The organism is Psychrobacter sp. GW64-MNA-CIBAN-0177 (assembly GCF_040309585.1).
GTDB lineage: Bacteria > Pseudomonadota > Gammaproteobacteria > Pseudomonadales > Moraxellaceae > Psychrobacter > Psychrobacter okhotskensis.
The window spans coordinates 330,539-348,087 of record NZ_JBEOOY010000002.1 but is presented as its reverse complement, the minus strand read 5'-3'; the positions used below and the strand labels follow the sequence as shown (position 1 = coordinate 348,087).

At 44.1% G+C, this 17,549-nt stretch carries 13 protein-coding genes and 1 pseudogene; 6 read left to right on the top strand and 8 right to left on the bottom strand.

From position 1 onward, the window contains the following. Positions 1 to 10 precede the first annotated feature (10 nt). Together AAEY79_RS03005 and AAEY79_RS03000 are read left to right on the top strand one after the other, a co-directional pair. On the top strand, positions 11 to 133 hold the full coding sequence (locus AAEY79_RS03005; protein ID WP_352287181.1) for a hypothetical protein: 123 nt from the start codon (positions 11 to 13) through the stop codon (positions 131 to 133). A gap of 883 nt (positions 134 to 1,016) precedes the next feature. Beyond that, positions 1,017 to 1,703 (top strand): hypothetical protein, encoded by a 687-nt coding sequence (locus tag AAEY79_RS03000; RefSeq protein WP_201633378.1) that lies wholly within the window; start codon positions 1,017 to 1,019, stop codon positions 1,701 to 1,703. A 130-nt stretch (positions 1,704 to 1,833) separates the two neighbouring features. Here the strand turns inward: AAEY79_RS03000 and AAEY79_RS02995 are convergent, their stop codons facing one another. Together AAEY79_RS02995 and rhuM are read right to left on the bottom strand one after the other, a co-directional pair. Continuing rightward, positions 1,834 to 2,577 (bottom strand): zinc-dependent peptidase, encoded by a 744-nt coding sequence (locus AAEY79_RS02995; protein WP_025652022.1) that lies wholly within the window; start codon positions 2,575 to 2,577, stop codon positions 1,834 to 1,836. 110 nt (positions 2,578 to 2,687) lie between these two features. Next, on the bottom strand, positions 2,688 to 3,680 hold the full coding sequence (rhuM, locus tag AAEY79_RS02990) for a RhuM family protein (protein ID WP_173240289.1): 993 nt from the start codon (positions 3,678 to 3,680) through the stop codon (positions 2,688 to 2,690). 312 nt (positions 3,681 to 3,992) lie between these two features. On the opposite strand from rhuM, the pseudogene AAEY79_RS02985 reads away from it, so the two are divergent. From AAEY79_RS02985 to AAEY79_RS02975, 3 genes and pseudogenes are all read left to right on the top strand, one after another. Beyond that, positions 3,993 to 5,519 (top strand): annotated as a pseudogene (locus AAEY79_RS02985) (circularly permuted type 2 ATP-grasp protein); the annotation flags it as partial. A gap of 865 nt (positions 5,520 to 6,384) precedes the next feature. Then, entirely contained in the window at positions 6,385 to 7,170 is a 786-nt protein-coding gene (locus tag AAEY79_RS02980; protein ID WP_025652025.1) for a transglutaminase family protein, read from the top strand. A gap of 63 nt (positions 7,171 to 7,233) precedes the next feature. Continuing rightward, positions 7,234 to 7,974: a peptidase gene (locus tag AAEY79_RS02975; protein ID WP_101211580.1), complete on the top strand. Its 741-nt coding sequence runs from the start codon at positions 7,234 to 7,236 to the stop codon at positions 7,972 to 7,974. A 217-nt stretch (positions 7,975 to 8,191) separates the two neighbouring features. Here AAEY79_RS02975 and AAEY79_RS02970 read toward each other — a convergent pair whose 3' ends face one another. From AAEY79_RS02970 to yghU, 4 genes are all read right to left on the bottom strand, one after another. Continuing rightward, entirely contained in the window at positions 8,192 to 9,451 is a 1,260-nt protein-coding gene (locus AAEY79_RS02970) for a DUF819 domain-containing protein (RefSeq protein ID WP_025652027.1), read from the bottom strand. 254 nt (positions 9,452 to 9,705) lie between these two features. Further along, positions 9,706 to 11,370 carry a DEAD/DEAH box helicase gene (locus AAEY79_RS02965; protein WP_101211578.1) on the bottom strand — a complete coding sequence of 555 codons (1,665 nt, stop codon included), beginning with the start codon at positions 11,368 to 11,370 and terminating at the stop codon, positions 9,706 to 9,708. A 562-nt stretch (positions 11,371 to 11,932) separates the two neighbouring features. Further along, positions 11,933 to 13,012 carry a DUF1176 domain-containing protein gene (locus tag AAEY79_RS02960; RefSeq protein ID WP_227502354.1) on the bottom strand — a complete coding sequence of 360 codons (1,080 nt, stop codon included), beginning with the start codon at positions 13,010 to 13,012 and terminating at the stop codon, positions 11,933 to 11,935. A gap of 434 nt (positions 13,013 to 13,446) precedes the next feature. Beyond that, complete coding sequence (gene yghU, locus AAEY79_RS02955) at positions 13,447 to 14,304, bottom strand: glutathione-dependent disulfide-bond oxidoreductase (protein WP_025652030.1); 858 nt, start codon at positions 14,302 to 14,304, stop codon at positions 13,447 to 13,449. 344 nt (positions 14,305 to 14,648) lie between these two features. Here yghU and AAEY79_RS02950 point away from each other — a divergent pair, with 344 nt between their 5' ends. Beyond that, on the top strand, positions 14,649 to 16,025 hold the full coding sequence (locus AAEY79_RS02950) for a DHA2 family efflux MFS transporter permease subunit (RefSeq protein WP_201577187.1): 1,377 nt from the start codon (positions 14,649 to 14,651) through the stop codon (positions 16,023 to 16,025). 143 nt (positions 16,026 to 16,168) lie between these two features. Here the strand turns inward: AAEY79_RS02950 and bfr (AAEY79_RS02945) are convergent, their stop codons facing one another. Next, a complete protein-coding gene (bfr, locus tag AAEY79_RS02945) occupies positions 16,169 to 16,651 on the bottom strand; it encodes a bacterioferritin (RefSeq protein ID WP_025652032.1) in 483 nt (160 codons plus the stop codon). A gap of 51 nt (positions 16,652 to 16,702) precedes the next feature. After that, positions 16,703 to 17,191, bottom strand: a complete 489-nt coding sequence (gene bfr / locus AAEY79_RS02940) for a bacterioferritin (protein WP_025652033.1) — start codon at positions 17,189 to 17,191, stop codon at positions 16,703 to 16,705. Between the last annotated feature and the right edge of the window lie 358 nt (positions 17,192 to 17,549).

The following is a 17,549-nucleotide window of genomic DNA, read 5'->3' as shown; positions in this document are numbered from 1 at the left end:
ACAAATCGAGTTGTTAAAACGTGCCAGACAAAAAGACGTTACAGGCGTCATCAATCATGATGAGCTTGATGTTGAGGGTCCATTAATCCGTAGTATTAACGCTTTGGCAGCAGGTTTGCGCAATACGGGATGATTGCTAGAGAAGTACATTCAGATACCTAAATACATTACTTTACTCTAATCAACTTAGGAAGGTTGAAGAAGTGTAGGGTTAACTAATTTAGACATTCAGCTATACTAGTAGCTGAATGTCTGTATGAGGAACTAATCTTTATCTTTATAAGAAACGTTATGACAAATGATAATAGATGGAATAAGTCAGTTTTTAGTAGTTCCTTTGAGCTCTAGATTACGGATGCAGATGTGGGTGAGTTTCTATCGTCAGGCTGCCTAACTAAAATATATCAAGTTTGTTTATATAGATTTGACTATAGGGGTCAATAATTTTAGAGGCTAAAGATAAAGATCAGAACATGACAATTGCTTTGATAATACTTCAATACAAAGCATGTGGGAATCACCGAATAGCAAGTTGGTGTACTGGCAAGATTTGAACGCATTATTGGTATTAATAAGTACATTGAGCTAAATCAAAAATACACTATAGTCCAAAAATATTTAGGCGTACAAAACTATAATAGATAGTGAAGTAGGTCAAAGTAAGAACCGAATAATAAGTTGTAGACTATGTGTTGCTATTGAGCTAGAAGGCATTAAACAGATATCATGAACTCAACACCACACAGCCATCATTTAACATAATATACATTATGCGAAAACAAACCAACGGTTTGAGGGAGATTGGATTAAACCAATTATTACAGTTCATGCTGACTATATTTGCTAACTTAATCTCAATGGTTGCTTTGAATATTGCTTTGAACAATGAGCCGCTATGTATTAACGAACATCACAACCATTATTAATTTATATCTACACAAGTCATTATCTAATCGAACGATCTCTATCTAAAAAATAATTCCAATACCTAATGTTATTACGATAAGGATATTTTTATGATGCCGTCATCTCGTTTTCATATGCCTCAGTCTTATCTTTATAAACGCTCAACCGCTACAAGTCTGGCATCAATACTGATGGCCACACTTATTGTCACTGGCTGCCAATCGTCTGCTGAGTCCAGCGCGACCATCTCTAATCCGCAAACCAGCAACGCATCATCACAAGTGCTCTCTGATATGAGCCAGCAGACACTCAGACAGCAAGCGCTACGTATCCAGCGTGCACTCGCTAACAATGACTTTGCTCGTATCACGGATGATATCCATCCCACACGTGGCGTCAGGTTCTCCATGTACGCTTATGTACGCCCTGAAACGGATAAAACCTTTAGCCGTGAGCAATATGCACAATATCTGCAACAGTCAAAAATTCGCTTTACTTGGGGCGAACTTGACGGTACTGGCGACCCATTAGTGATTCCGCTGCCAGAATACTTAGATACTTGGGTTGATGCCAAAAAGTACAATGATAGCGCTGTCAGCATCAATGAGTTTCGTCGTAATGGTAATACCATCAATAACTTAAAAAAAATCTATCAAAAATCCGATGTTGTTGAGTTTTATTATAAAGGTAGCGAAGAGTATGATGGTATGGACTGGCGTGTATTGCGTTTAGTGTTTGATAATTATCAAGGCAAACGTTATTTGGTGGCTATTGTTAATGATCAGTGGACGGTCTAATTAGATAATAAGCACATGATTTAATTATTAAAGATTAAAAAATGGCAGTGTATTCTGTATGATGCACTGCCCCTTTTGTGTTTACACTGTTATATATTCATTTTTTAATATGTAATATATTTAACATCAACTACATCGGTGTTTGCTTAAAAAACTTGACCATAATCTCATAGATATCTGGATATGCGTCGACCAACTTTTCTGGCGTCTCAAAAAACACTTCGCTGAGCACCGCAAAGAACTCAGCGGGATTGGTCGCGCCATATCGATCCAGTCCTGACTTACGATGCGTTTGAAAATCCTCAAAATCTCGCGCCATAACCTCCGTCCAGCGCGCAGGATCCATGCCGGGTTGCAATGGTGGAAAGCCATTAGCACGGCCATTGAGCATATCGAGCTTATGGACAAACTCATGAATGACGACATTGTGACCATCGCGTTCGCCTGAATGTTTGGCGTCCTTCCATGACAGAATGACCGGTCCACGCAGCCACGCTTCGCCGCTACGATGTTGGCTGCCTTCATGGACGATACCGAACTCATCTACAGTGGTACTGTCACTTTTGTAAGAACCGGGATAAATGATAATGGACGACCAGCCAGCGTACCATTCTAGACTTAGATTCAATATCGGCAAACAGGCTTGTAAGGCAATGGACTGCCTGACTGCATCTGTGATTTCAAAGCCTTGTGCGCCCGTAATGGATTTATCATCCAAAAACAACGTCGCCAACTCAAACAAACGAGTCATCTCGTCCTCGTTTAAGCGCTCAAGTATCACAATACGCTTGGCAGCCTGCATCCAGTCCGCCTTAGTAAAGTCACTGTTATCGAGTACGCGCTGATTGTGCCAGTCTTTTATTATGCTAAACATGCGTTGTTTTCCTTAAAATTGATTATCAAGCGTTGTTGTTATAATGATAACTGCAAATATTCATAGTTAGACTTATCTTTTGTAGCGCTCATGGATGATATCTCTGTATATCAAGCCTCTAATGACAGCATATTCATAATCAATTTAATCAACGTCTCTTTTTGATTGGGATCAGACTCAGCGACCAGTAAGGTTAAAGCAGCAAGTCCCGTGTTATTAATGACCATTTCCCCACTTTCATTGAGCAGCCGCTTATTACGATGTAAAAAATCCACGAATAAGAAAGCACCACTGCGTTTATTGCCATCGGTAAAGGGATGGTTCTTGACCATAAAATACAATAAATGCGCCGCTTTACTCTCGATAGTCGGATAGGCAGGCTCGCCAAACACGGTTTGCTGCAAATTGCCCAGTACACTGTCTAACCCGTCACCGCGAGGCTTGGCAAATAGCTCAGTTGCCTCACCGCGTGATATTAATTGCGCTTTTAAATTGTTTAGTGCGCTCATCGCTTCAGTTAGGCTAGGCAATACACCGCCCTCCTGCCCTGCTGGATCGTCAAGCAAGCCTTCATCATAGCGTTGTAGCCATAAAAACGTCTGCGTATAACGGCTGATAATCTCAATTAAGCCGCGCCCTTCATCAGTATTCAGCTCAGGGCTTTGGGCTGTTTTTTTGATTAAGTTTAACGCTTGCTGGAGCTCGGCAGAGTTTTTATCGAACCGTTGCTGATTGAGCGTATAGCCTTGCACTAAGTATTCACGTAAGCGCTGGGTCGCCCATATACGAAACTGCGTGCCTTTTTTAGAATTAACCCGATAACCCACAGAAATAATGGCATCTAGATTGTAAAAGCGAATGTTGCGTCGCACTTGTCGGTTTCCCTCTTGACGAACTACCGAGGATTGCTCGGTAGTTGCTTCGGGGTCGAGTTCGCCTTCTTTATAGATGTTTTTTAGGTGCAAACCAATCGTATCAGAGTCTTTTTCAAACAATGTCGCCAGTTGCGCTTGTGAGAGCCACAAGGTGTCGCGCTCTAGACGAATCTCAATTTGAGTTTGCCCATCATCTGCCAAATAAATCTCGAACTTCTTTTCATCCATGTTGCTCCATCCTCTTAAATGGGTTTATAAGGGTTTGTTCAGATGAGCACTTCATATAAGTACCATCGCTAGCGAACCCTTAAGAAAGCAAGATATCGCTGTTTTTTGCAGCAGTTAAGTTATTGTTGTGTTGTATTTTAACGGTGACAACTTTAAAAAAGTCACAGGCTTGTTGTGCATAGGCTCGTAGACGCGCTATAGTCAAGACAAGGCACAGGCTACATATTGGACGTCTTGCACCTGCCGATCTGCCTATCATAACCCGTGTATGCGTCATAAATAATAACTTTACCAAGGATGCGTGAGGTATTTATGAACCAACAATCACTTCAATCTCAAAGCCAAAATGATGGCCAAAGTCAAAGCCAAGATCAAATGGCGACTTCTCCTAACCCAACCATAAGTAAGAGCCACGCAAAAGACAAGCAAAAAAAGCGACAGTGCTTCGATGAACTACAAAACGAAAAGGGTGAATATCGTCCTGCAGCTAAGGCTGTCGGCGACTGGCTAGACAACATCAGTATGGATGCGCTCAACCACCTGAACGAGCAAGCAGAAAATATATTTTATCGTAAGGGCGTGACTTTCACTGTCTATAGCGATGCCAAAAACATTGAGCGGATGATTCCTTTTGATATCATTCCACGCATTATCTCCGCCAGCGAATGGCAGCAAGTAGAAGCTGGTTGCAAGCAACGGATTACTGCGCTCAATGCCTTTTTGCATGATATCTATCACGATCAAGCCATTATGAAAGCAGACATTGTTCCTGCCAGCTACGTCTATGCCAGTGGTTGCTATGAGCCATGGATGATGGGCATTGAACTTGATAAGCCTATCTACTCGCACATCAGTGGTATCGATCTCATTCGAGACGAGACCGGTCAATTCTGTGTATTAGAGGACAATCTTCGCACGCCATCTGGCGTCTCCTACATGCTGGAGAGCCGCAGTATTTCAGAGACTCTATTAGCTGATTTGTTCGCTCATACGCCCGTATTAGGGGTTAGCGACTATCCGCAGCGTCTCAAATGCTGTCTTGCCAGCTCAACCACCAAGTATGATCCACAGATTGTTATCCTAACCCCCGGTCGCTTCAACAGTGCTTATTATGAGCATGCTTTTTTGGCGCATGAGATGAATGTACCACTGGTACACGGCTATGACTTGGTGGTTGAGGACAGCAAAGTCTACATGCAAGGTATCCGTGGTAAGGTACAAGTCGATATCATTTATCGCCGAATTGATGACCCTTACATTGATCCCTTGGCATTTCAGTCCAACTCAATACTAGGCGTGTCGGGTCTGATGAGTGCTTACCGCGCTGGTAATGTGGTCGTCGTCAATGCGCCCGGCACTGGTGTGGCAGATGACAAAAGCTTGTACCCCTTTGTGCCCGATATGATTGAGTTCTATTTGGGTGAAAAGCCCGTCTTGCCCAATATCGAGACCTATCAGTGCCGCAAGCCTGACGAGCTAAGCTATGTACTAGACAATCTAGACAAGCTGGTGGTCAAAGAAACCCAAGGCTCCGGCGGCTATGGCATGCTCATAGGGCCAACCTCTACCAAACAAGAGATCAGCGACTATCGCAAGCGTCTGCTCGACAACCCCAACGGTTTTATTGCGCAGCCTACAATTTCATTATCTACCAATCCCACCGCTGTTAGTGATGGTATCGCCCCGCGCCATATTGACCTGCGCCCCTTTGTACTCAGTCATGGCGACGGTTCGGTCGATATCGTACCGGGCGGTCTTACTCGTGTGGCGATGGTCGAAGGCTCGTTAGTGGTCAACTCATCACAAGGTGGTGGCATCAAAGATACTTGGGTCGTCGATGACAGCAGTTTAGAGAAGAGATCTTCAGACAAGCGTAACGCGCCAGCTTCGAGCAAAGCCGCCTTGGCTAATGGGCAGGCGGATAAGTCTAACAATCTAGCACTGAGTGCTGCTGGTCACGCCAGCTACCACAATCGCATACAGCCTATCGAAGCGGGTTTTGAGGACCTCGATGATGCGCCAATGATATTGCTGCTGTCGACCAGTAGTCATTTGATCTGGCTCGGTAGGTATAGCGAGCGACTCTACTACTACGACAGCCTAATGAAACAGTTGATCAAAGGTGACCTAAAAAAATCACAAATACAGCATTTAATCAGCCATTTAGGCTTTGCGGCAGAGGCGAATGAGCCGCTAAAAGTAATGAAGGCACAAATACTTTATGACTTAGAGCAAAAAAGAATCCCTAGCGTGGTCCAATCCATTGAGACCAATGTGCAAGAGGCCAAAGGCGTGATTGGCAAAGATACTGCAGAGCTGTACAACCTCATTAAACGCTTATCAAGTGCCGGTACTTATCGAGCAGCGACGCTACAGCTATATGCCTGTAATGCAGCAATGGAACAAGAGCACCCTACCGTGACGTGTTTTTGGCAATTAGGTCGGTATTTTGAGCAATTAGAGCGTGCGGTCCTACTCAATGAGGACACCACCGAGATTAGTCTTGAATTTAAGTATTGGATTAATCAGCTGCCAGAAAACACGCGCTGGCGTGAACTGACTCGCTTGACCAATCAGATGATCAAATCAAAGCAATTTAGCGACTTTAAGCTCATTAGCCGAGAATTCAACATCATATTACAGCAAGGTGTATAGCGTTTAGCTTAGTAAAATAGACAAAAAGCACCTTAAAGAGGAAAACATTATGAAACTTCAAATAAGTCATCAAACCAATTATTACTACGGCGAGCTGGCACAGCGCAGCGTTCAGTATATTCGTATGACGCCGATGCAATTACCGCATCAAACGATTCATAGGTGGGATGTGATGCTGCCTAAAGTTGCCGTCAATCAAAAAGACGGCTTTGGCAATGACTGGCTAACGCTTAGTCGTAATGAGGCACACAATAACTTGCAAATGCAGGCGTCCGGCATTGTCGAGATCAATACCGATACCGAGCGATTAGAGGACATGGACAACGTCCCCTATTTGCTATTTACGGTACAAAGCCCATTGACTAAGTGTTCAGAGGCGATGCGCGCCTTTGCTGCACCTTATCTAAAAGACCCGACCCATGACAGCCTTAAAGCTATGGCGACTGAGCTATTGACCAAAATGCCTTATATCAAAGATGCCACCCACGTGGGAACGACAGCAGCCGAAGCCTTTGATATCGGCGCTGGTGTGTGCCAAGACCATACCCATGTATTTTTAGGCTGCTTGAGGGATCAGCATATCCCAGCGCGTTATGTGTCAGGTTATCTATACGATGACACAGAGAATCATATGGCCAGCCATGCTTGGGCAGAGGTTTGGCTAGAGGGCTACTGGTATACCTTTGACATCTCAAATCTGCTGTTCCAGCCAAGCTCGCATGTGTATGTCGCTATTGGTCGCGATTACTTAGATGCCGCACCAGTACGCGGGGTAAGGATGGGCGGCGGCTATGAGAATCTTTACAGTCAAGTTTTGGTCTCAAGATTGTCATAGTAATAGATGCAGTCTATCTATCAATATCAATATCGATTCTGCTTATTGAGATAAGGATTTCTTATGACTTACTGCGCTGCTATTCGTCTAAAAGACGCGATGGTTTTTGCGAGTGACACCCGTACCAACGCTGGCATTGACCATATCTCGACATTTAGAAAACTCTACCAATACGGCGTTGAAGGCGAACGTTTTATGGTGCTACAGACCGCTGGCAGCCTTGCTACCTCACAAGCGGTCTTTAATAAGTTAAAAACCGATATCAACCTGCGTTCTGAGAGCAGCTTACATACCGTCGCGACACTGTTTGACGCGGCGCAAATGGTGGGTGAATGCATGCGTAGTATCATGACTCATGCTCAAAGCGTCGCTAACGATAGTAATAGTGGCACCTTTACCAGCTCGTTTATATTGGGCGGGCAAATCAAAGGCCAGCCTCCTGAGCTATATATGATCTACCCAGAAGGCAACTGCATTAGAGCCACGCAAGATACGCCGTTTTTTCAGCTGGGTGAGAGTAAATACGGCAAGCCCATTCTCGACCGCTCGGTTAAATACGAGACAGACGTCAAGCATGCGACCCAAGCCCTGATGTTGTCATTTGACTCAACCATTCACTCCAATCTGTCTGTAGGTATGCCCATAGATTTGTTGATTTATCAAAATGACAGTTTGAAGATGCCTAAGGGTCGCCGTATCGAGCAAGACGACGAATACTTCAACGACATCAGTCGTCAGTGGTCGGTTGCACTACGTAATACCTTAAGTGAATTACCTGAATGCCCAGCAGATTACTGGGAATAGAAAAATGATTGGCGCAGATGAAGGCTTGATAGTAGTAATGAATCAGAATAGATAGACTAAGATCAATATTACTTTTCACTGACTATATCAATAAAAAAAGAGAGGGCTTGGTCAACAAGCATTCTCTTTTTTTTGGAAATTAAGCCGTTAATAAATGCCTCACATACAGTACCCAAAGCTACATTTATGGTTTATGTACACTAAGGCTTGTTAGCGCTCACCCTACCACTAGCCGCATCATCTGTGTACTGATATAACCACCAAAGGTGCCCACCGCATAGCCTAAAATACCCAAGAATACGCCAACGGGCGCCAGTGAGGGGTGAAATGCCGTGGCGACAATCGGTGCAGAAGACGCGCCGCCGGTATTGGCGTTAGAACCTACTGCTAAAAAGAAAAATGGTGCACGAATGATTCTAGCGACAATAAAGATAATCACCACGTGAATACTCATCCACAATAGACCAATGAGTAGCAAGCGCCACTGCGAGACAATACCGGCGAGATTGATTTGCATACCGATAGCAGCAATCAATACAAAGATAAATACCGTACCAATTTTGGAGGCACCAACATGATCAAGGCGACGAATTTTGGTAAAGGAAAATACTACCCCTATTAAGGTGATAATCACCACCATCCAAAAGAATGAGCTGGCAAAGCTGTATTGTACTGCCCAGCTATAGGGTGCAAAGAAGCCTGCTATCTGCCCGCCGATAAAGTGCGCCACTCCAACCATCGCAAAACACAAACCAAACATCACCATCAAATCATTTAAAGTCGCCGGACGGGCATGATCACGCTCGTAGCTCTCTACAGCGGCGATGACCTTATCAATACTACTGGTATCAGCCCGTAAAAACTTATCTATCTTAGCGCTGTGCTTGGCCATGACCAAAATAGCCAACAACCATAACGACGCATTGGTAGTATCGACCAAGATCATCATGCCAAACAAATCATCACTCACGCCAAACAATTCCTTCATCGCCGCTTGGTTTGCTGCACCGCCTATCCAACTACCCGCCACCGCCGAAAAGCCGCGCCATAGAGTATCGTCGGTAAACATCTCAGGTGACACCCATTTAGCAATGCCTAAGCTAATCGGGCCACTGATGACAATGGCGATACTGGCGGCAAAAAACATAGCAATGGCCTTCCAGCCTAAGCCTAAAATTTTAGGGACATCCATCGATAAGGTCATCAATAGCAAACTTGCTGGCAACAAATAAGTGGCGGTAAAGCCATAAATCTGTGAGCCAATGCCGTCAGCAAAGATGCCAAGGCTGTTTAGGGTTGCTGGGATAAAGCAGCACAGTACAATACCCGGCAATACCGCATAAAAACGTCGCCAAAATTTACCCGGTAATCCTTGAGTATAGAACACCAATCCGATAACCGCCATAATGACGCCAAAGGCTACTGGTAAACTGTCTACCTTTAATTGAGCAATGGTTAAATGAGAAATGTCGAGCATCAAATGGCTCCGCAGCACACGATAAGTAAAGGCTTGTCAGTATAGACAAGGCAAAAAAGACCTGCAAGCAACGATTGACTACAGAGATAGCTTTTGTTTGTTTAAACTGCTCACCAATACTCATTGGCTACAGATAGAACCACCACGCACAAAAAAGCCAGATAACAAGTATCTGGCTTTTTTACGCTATTTTATCCGATCAAGTCAGTGGCTATTTTATTAATAACCTTTATTAATCATTAAATATAACGGTATTACGAGTTGTTGCTACGATTGCCACCGCTTGAACGACCTTGACCACGGCTATCAGCACGACCAGCTGGGCGACCTTGGCTGCCACTTGGACGACCACGACCCGTTGCAGCACGCTCACCGCGTGGAACGCCAGTGCTATCACCACGGCTAGGAGCACCAGTGCGCTTGCCTTGATACGGCTTGCCACCTGAACGCTCATTTGGCTTGCCAGATGAATCACGTGGCTTACCTTGATAACCGCTGTCATTGCTAGCGCGTTGACCAGTTGCTGCGCTGTCGCTTGAACGACCACGAGCATTAGCAGGATTGCCTTGATAGCCACCGCCCGCGCGACCACGGCCTTGACCGTTACCGCCGCCACTTGAGCGTCCGCGACCACGGCCACGACCATTACCTTTGTTTTCGCTAGGTACATAAGTCTTCTTAGGCTCCATACCTTCGATGATCGATACTTCCATTTTGCGATCTAAATAACGGTTGATCGCGTTTAGCTGTGGACGATCATCCATACTACATAGGCTGATGGCAATACCCGTACGACCGGCACGGCCACAACGACCGATACGATGCACGTAGTCTTCTGTTTGACGTGGTAAGTCGTAGTTAATGACGTGCGATAGTGCTGGCACGTCAAGACCACGAGCGGCAACATCCGTTGCTACTAGAATTTTGACTTTGCCGTTACGCAAGTCTTGAACGATACGATTACGCTTGCTCTGTGGCAAATCACCATGTAAGAAGCTGGCTTTATGGCCTTGCTCTTGTAAAGATTTGGCTAATTTTTCAGTACTACGTTTGGTCGCAGCAAAGATGATGACTTGTTCCATCTCTTTATCGCAAACAATTTTGTCAAGCAAACGGTTTTTATGATCAAAATCATCACAGTAGTATACTTTTTCTTCGATATGCGCTGATTCAACTTTGATTGATACACGCTCAGGGTTTTTAGTGAAGCTGGCAGCGATTTTACCTACTGGGCCATCCCAAGTCGCTGAACACATAATCGTCTGACGATCAGTCGGTGCTGCGCGTAGAATGTCGCTGATATCATCAGCAAAACCCATGTCAAGCATACGGTCAGCTTCGTCAAGTACCAAGACTTCTAGGCTTGATAAGTCAACGCGACCGGCATTGATATGGTCGAGTAAACGACCAGGGGTTGCAACGATAACTTGAACGCCTTTTTTCAAAGCAGTAATCTGACCATTGTAAGGAGCGCCACCTACTAATGGTACGCAGAATAGACCACGCATATCTTTAGAATAAGTACGTACGCTATCATGTACTTGCTGAGCAAGTTCACGCGTTGGCGTTAGGATAAGGGCTTTGGTTAATTTATCAAAGCTAGTCGCACGGCTTAAACGGTCAAGTACAGGGATAACGAAAGCGGCTGTTTTACCACTACCAGTTTGCGCTGACAATAATAAGTCACGACCTGCTAGGGCAAAAGGAATGGCTTGTGCTTGAATAGGGGTTGGGTTGGTATAACCACTGCGATCAAGTGCGGTCAAAATCGGCTTGGCAATACCCAGATCAGTAAAAGTGACTTGATTTTCGTCAGAAGCGTCAGCGTCAGTAGAAGCTGCTTCATTAGTAGTCGTGTTTTGAGTGGTGTCTTCGATAATGCCATTTTCAGCGGCGATTGCAGATAAGATGTCAGTCATGAGAATCCTTGGTAAGTATAAGTTGCTGTAAATTCAGCAAGCTTGATGCATACCACTGATAACCGTTCACCACGCAGCTTTTATTAAATCACTATCAAACCATATAAAATAGCTGATAATCAGAAGCCAAGCCAATAAAGCTTCACTTCTTTAATAAATGCGTTCGTGCTGTCTGACGTATTTTGGTGGTAGTGCCGAGTGTCTCATCCTTGTTTGCTAAAAACGCATTATCGATGCTTTGTCCAAAGCAGATAAAGGCAAGTAACAACCAATCTATCCCATACATGGGTTAGTAGATAAGATATGAGTCAAAAATAACTGATATTTATAAAATGTTATTTAAGTACACAAAATCATCGGCAACAATTACTTATGGTCATCCTAGACCCAAAATCGCAGGCGATGTTATCAATCTCATAATTCACGCTAGTCAATGCTAACGTGGCGACGCAGTATAGCACAGTAAAAACATTATCTGTATCTATTTTTATATTTACTATCAAAATAAGCGCTATCTTCTTAATAATGCAGTGTTTAATAAAGCATTAATATACATAAGCTGCTAGCGTGACATTTTGACTTCTGTTACGTAAGTTGGCATTTGCCATGCCCCGCCCGCTTCCACCATGCGACATAGCCCAGTGGTGCTTTCATGGCTTTTTTCAAAAGCTTTACCGGTCCATACCCAGTCAGTTTTAGATAAGCAGTCGCCAATTCCGCGACCTTTCTGTACGGAAGTAATTTTACCTTTGTCGTAGTCAGTCGCACTAGTGGTGACCAAGGTCGGCTTATAAGGCTTCGTGTCATTGAGTACCCAGATGCCCATGCCAGCGTTATAAGCCCCTGTCCAGCACTCGTGTTGCGCCAACAACTGCGTACTGTTTAGACGGCTGACGCGCCAAGAGTTTTTGTCAGACAGGCTTGGGCAGTCGCTATCCGCGTCTCGCATGGTGCTTTTCATCATCGCTGACAACTGCGAGGATCTCATGACAAACTTTTTATTGCTGCTGGGCGCAGCATTAGGGTTTGGTGCGACAAAACGCAGTGACGGTGCAGCCTTAGGCGGTAAGACCGTACTGTTTGGCTTCTTAGCATCATTACTACGGACAAAAGCACTCGATGTGCCTACGCGACCTTGGGCTTCATCGGCCTTGAGCATAACCGAACTGGCGCCTTTATCAGACAATTGCCAGCGTGAGTTGCGTAGTACCAGCTCAATCTTGCTCGATTTAGTCAAAGCCTCCAATAGGGCGCTCACCTGCGCTGAGGTCAGCTCAGCATTGCCCGCTGCAGCGGAGAAAGGTTTGGTTTCACCCAGATCCTTGCCGTCGATAAACAAGGAGATGCGATGGCGATTGCCTAGTTGCATCAGAGCTTTGGCAGAACTTTCTTTAGCCCCGCCAAACTTGACCTGACCATCTACGCTGGCATTGGCCCCTGCACGGCGTATCAACAAGACAGAGACGGGTAATTCACTATTGTTTTCTGCTTGGTATCCTGCCAGCCGGCAAGTACGGGTATTATCACAAGCGACCTGCCAGTCTTGACTGGTAAATTCAACGGCCGCCGCATGGCTCATAGCGCTCAACGACGTGATAGTAAGTGCGGCAAGTATGGGTAACAAAATTTTATTTTTAGACATCAATGTGGTTATCTTTATTGTTTTTTTAACTTTAGTTTTAGAGTGAGTCATATTTTTTACGTTACAATTTTTATGAGTATGGGTATAGCGGTAGGCATCATGGTCAGTCGACACTAATGGCGCGCTTAGAACGTTATTATTCTTCATAGTCGTTACTCATTAATAGAAGAATTATAAACACCTGCCCTTCAAGACGGTGGCCTGTTATCTTAACGTATCAATGTTTCTATCTGTTGTACTAATGTACCATTGTGTAAACAAAGAAGTATAGTATTAATTCAACTATCGATATATAAAGATAGCACTATCAATATGTTAAAAAATAACAAGGCTGATAAGCAACTTGCCTATCAGCCTTGTATTACAGCGTCATTGTTTTTATTTTTCTAATATCATTATTTTTTTTCTAACAACGAAGCATGAGGGACAATCACTTAATTGATTGGTTTTAGCGCTAGATCGACTGCTCGTTTTACTGCAGGACGTTTAGCAATGGTCTGTGCCCAACGCTGCACGTTTTTATAATTATCAACTTGTAAGAACTCAGCGGCTTCATACAGCTTGCCAAGTACCAGCTGTCCATACCATGCCCAGATGATCATGTCGGCAATATTATAGTCTGCTTCGTCATTGCCACACATGTAGACGTTGTCTTTTAGATGTTTATCGAGTACGTCAAGTTGGCGCTTGGTTTCCATGGCATAGCGATTGATGGGGTATTCCATTGGTTCTGGCGCATAAGCATAGAAATGACCAAAGCCGCCACCTAAGAAAGGTGCACTACCCATCTGCCACATCAACCAAGACAGGCAGTCTGCTCTGGCCTTACCAGAAGATACGGGAACAAACTGACCGAACTTTTCTGCTAAGTATAATAAAATGGCACCGGACTCAAAAAGCGCAATAGGCTCGCCATCATTGTTTTTGGCAGCATGGTCAACCAATGCAGGTATCTTTGAGTTTGGATTTATCGCCACGAAGCCTGAGCCAAATTGATCGCCTTCCGAGATGTCAATTTTATAGGCGTCATATTCAGCGCCTTTAACATTCAGCTCAGCCAGCTCTTCTAATAGGATGTTTACCTTGACACCGTTTGGGGTATTCAGTGAGTACAGCTGTAACGGTGCATCGCCTACTGGTAGGGCTTTATCATGGCGCGCGCCAGCTGTTGGACGGTTGATACTAGAGAATTTGCCACCATTCTCCTTGTCTTGGGTCCAGATTTTAGGCGGTGTATAAGTGCTTTTATCTGTATTATGGTTGGCAGTTGCTTGATTATTATCATTACTCATAAAACATCCTATTTATTATTGTGTGCAAAAAATTGTATGTAAAAATACGGTTCTACGAAACATAGTCAATGAAAGATACTAGTGATATAAAGCTGGCAGGTAAAATTGATGTAAAACCGACTATATACGTGTTCTACTATAACGGCTCTATGCCGACTTATTAAAGTCCTGTCGTGTAATTAATGTAGTGATTTTTAGGATAAAAAATCCTTTGGTTACTTTGCTCATCTTTAACTGCGCTAGCGTTGTTTCTATACTACGCGCAATTTAATGGTTTTTAGAGATGAGCGGCTCATAAACGTAATTCTTGAATACCCATAACCTTAAGATAAAGTGATGTCAGTATGGTAACGCTAACTCCTACCCAGAATAAATACCTGCCCTATGTGCTAGCGGTGGCGCTGTTTATGCAGATTTTAGACGCCACTATCTTGAATACCTCACTACCGCAAATGGCACAAGCGCTGGGTGAGTCGCCACTTAAGATGCAGTGGGCCGTTATTAGCTACGCTTTAACCTTGGCTATCTTTATTCCTATCAGTGGATTTTTGGCCGATAAATATGGTACGCGGCGGGTGTTTTTATACGCTATCGTTATATTCTGCGTGGGCTCTATACTGTGTGCTGCATCGCCTACCCTAGATTTTTTGATTGGTTCGCGCATTATTCAGGGTATCGGTGGCGCGATGATGACGCCGGTTGCCCGTTTGATACTGGTCAAGTCGTATCCCCGCAATAAGCTATTGACCGTCATGAATTTTGCAGTGATTCCCGCATTGGTAGCGCCGTTAGTAGGACCCGTACTCGGTGGTTATATCGTGCAATATGCCAGCTGGCAGTGGATATTTTTGATCAATGTACCCATGGGTGTTTTTGGTTTTATCATGGGCAAAAAACTGGTACCTGCTTTATTTGAAGATACCAAGCATTTAGATTGGACGGGTTTTTTATTGTTTGCGGCAGCAGCTTGCGGCTATACCCTCGCTGTTGAATTCGGCTCACAAACAGGTCGCGGGACTTATGGCTTGGTGTTAGCGTTCTTCTCGACGGCGTTGATAGGCGCCTATGTCTGGCATGCCAAACGCCGTCATGCGCCGCTCTTTCCATTGAGCCTATTTGATATTCGCACCTTTAAGATTGGGATTACGGGTAACTTATTTACGCGCTTGGGTATCAGTGCCGTACCGTTCCTATTACCACTATTACTACAAGTGGTGTTTGAATACTCACCGTCGCGTGCAGGTTGGCTACTGGCGCCTATCGCGGTTGGGGCGATTGGCATCAAGCCTTGGGTCAGTCGAATTATCCAGCGTTATAGCTACCGCACAGTACTGGTCTACAATACATTTTTTATGGGCACACTCATCATTATGTTGGCGCAGTTTAATAATGCCTCACAGTGGCTTTGGTTCATCCCTATTTTGACCGTGATGGGTGCTTGCAACTCTATGCAGTTTAGCGCGATGAACACCATTACCATCGGTGATTTAGAAGGTGTGCAAACCAGTAGCGGTAACAGTTTGATGGCCGTTAATCAGCAGCTAGCGATTAGCTTTGGTATTGCCTTTGGCGCTGCGCTACTCAACCTACTACGTGAGCGGTTTGAGCTTGATACCTTGGCTGCCTTTCAGACGACGTATTGGATACTGGGTATTTTAACCATTCTCTCAGGATTGTATTTTTTACGTCTCAAACCTGAAGATGGTCGCGGTCTGTATTAGGTCGTGCCCTAAATTCAAAAACTGAAGACACTTGATGTCATAAGACACACTCATAAGTGCTAAACAAAAAAAAGCCAGTAGAGGTTTGAACGATATCAAACCTCTACTGGCTTTTTGATTGATGAGTGACTGTTGATGAGTGACTAAGGTGCTTTGTCATCATCCATTTGCGATTGGATATAATTCTCTACACCAACGTCTTTTATCAAGTCTTCTTGAGTCTCTAGCCAGTCTTGATACTCTTCATTGCCATCTTTCAGTTTTACCACTAGCTGACGAGATACATAATCACGGTGAGTCTCGCACAGGGCAATGGTATCGGTCAGGATGTCGAACTTCTGCTTTTCTAAGCGTAGATTACAGTCAATCATTTCAGGCACATCTTCAGCGATAAACATTTTGCCATAATCTTGCAAATTCGGTAGGCCGCCTAGCAACAAAATCCGTGCAATCAGATCATCAGACCACTTCATTTCCGCTATAGACTGTTTGTAGAAGCTCTCATTCAGCGCTTCAAGCCCCCAATGACGTGCGATACGCGCATGCAAAAAATACTGGTTAATAGCGATTAATGACTGGCCAAGCACTTTATTGAGTGCACGAGTAACGTCTTTATCCCCTTTCATAATTTCTCTCCCTTTATCATTACCTAATAAGTTAAATGTCGTCTATAGCTATCAAGCCAGATGAGGGGATACCTCAGCCATTTGACTTTGTAGGTAATTTGGCAGACCAATCATATCGATAAGACGCAGCTGCTGCTCAAGCCAATGCGCATGATCTTCTTCCGTGTCTTTGAGCTGCTCGACCAACATCTCGCGCGTGACGTAATCATGCTCTTCTTCGCACAGCGCAATACCGTCTTTTAAATGCTGCTGTACTTGATACTCTAAATCAAGGTCAAGCTGTAGCATTTCAGGAACGGTGCTGCCGATATTGATACCGTCAACCTGCATTTTTGGCGTACCGCTTAACATTAGAATACGACGAATGATAGCCTGTGCATGCAAGGTCTCATCTTGCATTTCGTGGTTGATACGGTCGTATAATTTACCGTAATGCCATTCAGCATACATCTCAGAGTGAATAAAGTACTGGTCACGAGCCGCAAGCTCACCACCTAACAGAAAGTTTAAATAATCAATGACTTTTGGGCTACCTATCATCACATGCACTCCTATATTCGTCTGGCAGATTACATTCATAATAATGCATATATTAACAGTATTATCAGTAAACTGCTCAGTAAAGTTAAAAACAACAAAAATTCTTCCAAAGCAAGACATATATAGTAGCATATAGGCGCTATATGGCTTGTAACGTTATGAACTAAGAATAAGATGCTAATTGAGAATCATAATTAGCCAGCTTTTTTTTGCAGCGGCTAAAGAGGTATGTGAGTAATACAGAGAGAGTTCAGCGCGATATATACGAATGGCAATGGCCCTACCCTTTATAACTGTTCGCTAACTTTTTTAGCTGAGTTAGAAAAGGTAAGCCTGATAACATAAGCCTGGGTATTTG